The organism is Streptomyces sp. NPDC002125 (assembly GCF_053593715.1).
On the sequence record NZ_JBSFDD010000070.1, the window covers coordinates 1 to 4,392 of the forward strand.

7 protein-coding genes are annotated in these 4,392 nt (G+C 72.7%); all 7 read right to left on the minus strand.

Annotation, left to right across the window (positions count from 1 at the left end; all coding sequences use genetic code 11):
• Positions 1-536: 536 nt before the first annotated feature.
• The gene (locus tag ACWCQM_RS40740) at positions 537-1,346 is read right to left on the minus strand and encodes a hypothetical protein (protein WP_450920107.1); all 810 of its coding nucleotides are present in this window, start codon (positions 1,344-1,346) and stop codon (positions 537-539) included.
• Between the two features lie 71 nt (positions 1,347-1,417).
• On the minus strand, positions 1,418-2,191 hold the full coding sequence (locus ACWCQM_RS40745) for a hypothetical protein (RefSeq protein ID WP_450920108.1): 774 nt from the start codon (positions 2,189-2,191) through the stop codon (positions 1,418-1,420).
• Positions 2,192-2,271: 80 nt separating this feature from the next.
• Complete coding sequence (locus ACWCQM_RS40750; RefSeq protein WP_450920109.1) at positions 2,272-2,508, minus strand: hypothetical protein; 237 nt, start codon at positions 2,506-2,508, stop codon at positions 2,272-2,274.
• Positions 2,509-2,588: 80 nt separating this feature from the next.
• Positions 2,589-2,873, minus strand: a complete 285-nt coding sequence (locus ACWCQM_RS40755) for a hypothetical protein (protein ID WP_450920110.1) — start codon at positions 2,871-2,873, stop codon at positions 2,589-2,591.
• A 314-nt stretch (positions 2,874-3,187) separates the two neighbouring features.
• Positions 3,188-3,526 carry a hypothetical protein gene (locus tag ACWCQM_RS40760; protein WP_450920111.1) on the minus strand — a complete coding sequence of 113 codons (339 nt, stop codon included), beginning with the start codon at positions 3,524-3,526 and terminating at the stop codon, positions 3,188-3,190.
• A gap of 82 nt (positions 3,527-3,608) precedes the next feature.
• Positions 3,609-3,926, minus strand: a complete 318-nt coding sequence (locus ACWCQM_RS40765) for a hypothetical protein (protein WP_450920112.1) — start codon at positions 3,924-3,926, stop codon at positions 3,609-3,611.
• Positions 3,923-4,285, minus strand: coding sequence for a hypothetical protein (locus ACWCQM_RS40770; protein ID WP_450920113.1), 363 nt, complete (start codon positions 4,283-4,285; stop codon positions 3,923-3,925). The genes ACWCQM_RS40765 and ACWCQM_RS40770 overlap by 4 nt, the downstream gene beginning before the upstream one ends.
• Positions 4,286-4,392: the final 107 nt, after the last annotated feature.

A 4,392-nucleotide genomic window follows, 5' to 3' on the forward strand; every position in this document is an offset into this window, starting at 1 on the left:
CGTCGTCTTTCCACCTGGGCGGTCCAGCGCGCCCTGGGCGCTGGCGAGGGGCCTGGGGGCGAGAAGCCCCCAGCACCCGGCCGAAGGACGGGTGCCGTACGACGAACAGCTTCAGGGGCCCCTCCGGGCGGAGCGTCCTCGAGGTCGCCGCCGCCCCGGCCCCGTCTCGGAGTTCCCCGTCGCGGCGGCGGCGACCACGAGGAAAGCGCCCCCTTGCTCGTCCTGGCCTGGCCGTGAGGTACGAGCGCCGGTCAGCACCCTGGTTCCCGCTGCCGTGTCACCGGGGCCGGCCACGGGCACCCGGGGGTGCGCGAGGGGGCGGCGCGGGAGCGCCCCTCGCATCCGGCCGGAGGCCGGATGCCGCTCCACGGCGGGCGCACTCGGCGCGTGCTCTCGGGCAGGCCGGCGCGCACGACGGTGGCGCCGATGGCCTCCGCGGCCGCCTCGCCCTGGTCGGCCCGTCGGCGCAGTTGGCGCGCCGTACGCGGACATTTCTCCGGCCCGGAACGGTGGTCGTTCCGGGCCGGGGTAGTCCGTCAGGTGATGGTGAACAGCTCGTCTTGGACGGGCTGTTCGGCTGGCTCAGCGGCGGGGGTGGCGTGTTGTTGATGGGCGATGTGCTTGGCCAGGGTCCAGTCGACCCATCGCCATTCGGGGAGCAGCGGGCGGGGTCGGGGCCCGCTCGCCTGCCGGAGGGTGGTGAGTCCTGCGGCGTGGGCGGCCTGACGTCCGGCGTCGGTGACGATCAGCTTCTCGGGTCGGACGCGGTGGACGGTGGTGTCGTCCACCCAGACCTCGCAGTGCGGCGTGCCGAGTGCGGTGAGCATGGCGAGACGGTGAATGTCGCCCCATCCGGGGTGGAGTCCGCCGGGGATGACCCATAGCCAGGTGCCGGGCTGGATGTCGCCCGGCCCCATGGGGATGTGGTCGTACGGCGGGCGCTGGCGTTGGCGTCGGCGGGGTTTCTCCCGGTAGTAGTGGCTGGGCGGGTAGTGGGGGTTCGCCATGTGCTGCTGGTGGAGTTCCTCGGCCAGCGCGTTCAGGGCGTCTTTGCGGGTGTAGCAGTCTGGGCCGACGTGCCAGCGTCGGGGCCCGTTCCGCTCCCACTGGGTCGTCGCGCCGCACGGCTTCCACTGGGTCGTCGCGCTGCGCGTACTGCACTGTCCGGCCCGGAGGTACGGCTGGGCGGTGGGGCACGGCCACGGCGTGGTGCATTTCCGGCAGGTCCAGACGGGGCCGGCTGAGTCGGGCAGGTGCGCGCCCGGCAGGTAGAAGGGGCGCATCAGCAGGCTGTCGTGCGGCGTGGCGGGCGTTTCTTCGTGCGCCAGGGGGTGGGGCTGGGGCATCGGGCAGGGCTCTCCTGGGGGTTCCGGGGCCGGGACGGCGGCGGTGCGGCCGTCCCGGCCGGGCTCGGGTTCTACGGCGCGGGCGGGGTGGCGGCCTCCGCCGCGTCCAGGGCCTGCTCGCTCAGCTCGAAGGCGGTGGCCAGGGTCTGCTGGTCCATGGCTTCGGCCTCGTCCTCGGGGGCGGTCTTGCGGGCGCGGTCGAGCGCGCGGACGGCCTGTGTGGCGATGTGGTAGCCGGTCTCAGCCTGTCCCTGGGCGTACACGGCGAACAGCAGTAGCTCCACCTCCACCGTGTTCACGTGCCTGAGCACCGGCCCGTTGGCGCGTCGGGCGTTGTGGAGTGCCTGGCGGCCGCTGTCGACGCTGAACAGGGTGATGCAGGACAGGGGGGCGGCGAGCTGCGGCGGGATCACGGGGGGCAGGGCTTCCAGCGCATCGGCGGCGGCGCGGAGGTTGGTGATCTCGGCGGCCCGGATCGGTGCGGGGTGGGCAAGGTGGCGGGCCGCTGCCGCGTAGCGGTCGGCCAGGGCGGCCCACGCAGCCGCCCAGCCCGGCTGCGTCCGTTCGGCGGCCAGAGCGGCCTCGTCGGCCGCGATGCGGGCGCGGTGGTGGCACAGGGCGGACTGGCCCTTGAGCCAGACACGATCGGGAGCTCCGCACCGGTCGAGCTCGGCGTGATCGGCGGCCGCCCGGTAGGTCTGCGTGGTCTGCTGGGCGCGGAGCAGGGGGCGGCCGATGGTCTCGGTGAACATCCGACCGTCGTGCCGGGCGACCAGGAGGTCACGGCGGGAGCGGGCGGTGTCGGCGTTGCCGTCAGGGGCTGGCAGGTCGCTGGGGAGCGTCATGGTCGTGCTTCTCCTTGCGTCGGGTTTCGAGCGGGCCGGGGCGGCGGTGCCAACCGCCGCCCCGGGTGGGGAAGGTGCTGTCAGCTGCGGTCGCAGGCGACCACGACCAGGCCGGGCCACGTCGCGCGGGTCTCGATGTCGGTGAACTCGCGCTCTTCGACGGTGAGCGACCGGTGGACGGCGAAGTCGTCGCCGCAGACGTCGCAGGTGAACCGGCCGAAGTGGGGGGATTCGGCGCTGCGCTTGTCGATCTCGGGTTCTTCGATGGTGCGGGTCGTCGCCGGGCCGGCCTCGGTGCCTGCGGAGGTGGTGGTCACGGTGGGGCTCTCCTTGTGCGGGATGGGGTTTCGAGGCGGCCGGGGCGGCGGTGCCATCCGTCTCCCCAGCCGGGGTGGGGTTACTGGAACGAGTGGGCGAGGGCGACGCGCAGTTCGTCGATGTCCTTGCAGACCGCGACCATCGGTGCGAAGAGCGAATCTCCGAACGCGGCGATGTGCAGCGCCTGCCCGGTGCGGCCGCTCTCGCTGGCCTTGACGTAGCCGTGCCAGTAGGCCGCCAGCACGCTGTCGCTGAGTCCGTCCAGCTCCTCCAGCGGGGTCTTGTCCTCGTCGGCGGCGGTGGTCATGAGGTGGTCGCGCAGGCCGGTCAGTGCGGCCTCGGAGAGTTCCAGGGTGGAAGCCATCGGGTGCCTCTTCCGTACGGGTTTCGAGTGGTGGTGCCGGTCGGGGCGCCACCCCCTCCCAACAAGAAGAACAATACCAGTTTTCACCGGTACTGGAAACACCGTGGGTCCCGTTTCTGATCCTTCTTTTCGTCCCCCGGCCCGGACCCGCTACCCTGGGGTTCTCTCGTTCCGCGTGGAAGTAGCGCCCCCTTCTGGGGATGTCGCCACCACGCGCGGTACGGGTTTCGAGAAGACCGGCGACCGCGCCAGCCTGCCGCACTTGTGTGGGGGGTCCTGCCTTATGGCAGGGCGGTCGCCGGTCTGCGTTCCGGCTACGCCGTGGCGGCGGCCACGTAGGCGCTGATGACCCGTACGAGGTTCGCGGTGTCGGCCGCACAGTCGGTGTCGGTCGACCGGTAGACCTCGGGGGCGTCCTCCTCGGTGTCCGCGCCGTGGGAGTGGTAGAACGCGGCCCAACCGGTGTGCTCGGCGGGGGGATAGTCGAGCTGGGCGTCAGCGTCACTGATCCAGAGCTGGGCCGGGCCGGTGACCTGGACCGTCAGGACGAAACAGCCGCTGCCCAGCCACGCCTCGCCGCCGATGGTGTGCCCTTCCGCCTGGAGCGCCTTGCTCAGCAAGGCGCGGGCCGTGGTCTCTTGAGCGTCCGTCATGGGTGATCTCCTCGTTCTCGGGGTGGTGGGTTTCGAGCGGGGCCGGGGCGGCGGTGCCATCCGCCGCCCCGGCCGGGGCGGGTCAGAACTCGTTGTCGATCCAGACCAGCCCGTACGGGGTGTTGCGCCAACCGGAGAGGCCGCCGTGCTCGATCGCCTCCAGGGCTTCCGGAAGGTCGCGGTGCGCGCTGGGGTCGTAGCGCCCGGCGCGCACCGCCTGCCGGACCGTGTCGAGCCGGTCGACGCCGACCGCGATGGCGCGGCCGGCGCGGTAGTCGTCGTGGGCCGCGCGCAGTTCCGCGCGCCAGTCGGCGCGCTCCTCGGCGTCTGCCGGGGGCGGTCCCGCGTCCTGGCGGGCCAGGTAGGCCAGTGCTCGGGCTTCGTGGACGGGAGCCCTCACGCGGCGGCCAGGCTGCGGGCGGCGGCGCACTGGACGACCGCGACCACCAGGGCGGCGGTGTCCTGGGTGAAGCCGCCTGCTCCCTCGGACCGGTAGACCTCGGTCTCTCCCTCGTCGCTGAGGTCGGCGTGCGGCCGGTAGAACGCGACCCATCCGGGGTGCGCGTCAACGGGGCTGTCGGTGTGGCCGGTGCGGTCCGCGATCCAGATTTCGGGTCCGCCCGCGATGTCGACGGTGACCATGTCGGTGCCGGTGTGGACATCGGTGGCGTTCCGGGCTGTCAGCCCGTGGGCTTCGAGCGTGCGGATCAGCCGGTCCCCGGCCGCGTCGGCGTGGGGGTCGATACGAACGTCTGTCATGGTGCGCTCTCCTCGTGCGTGATGGGGTTTCGAGGGCCGGGGCGGCTCGCCCTCGGAGAGGATCCAGACGACCGGGCCAACCGTGTTCGGTGCGGTGATGTCCGGCA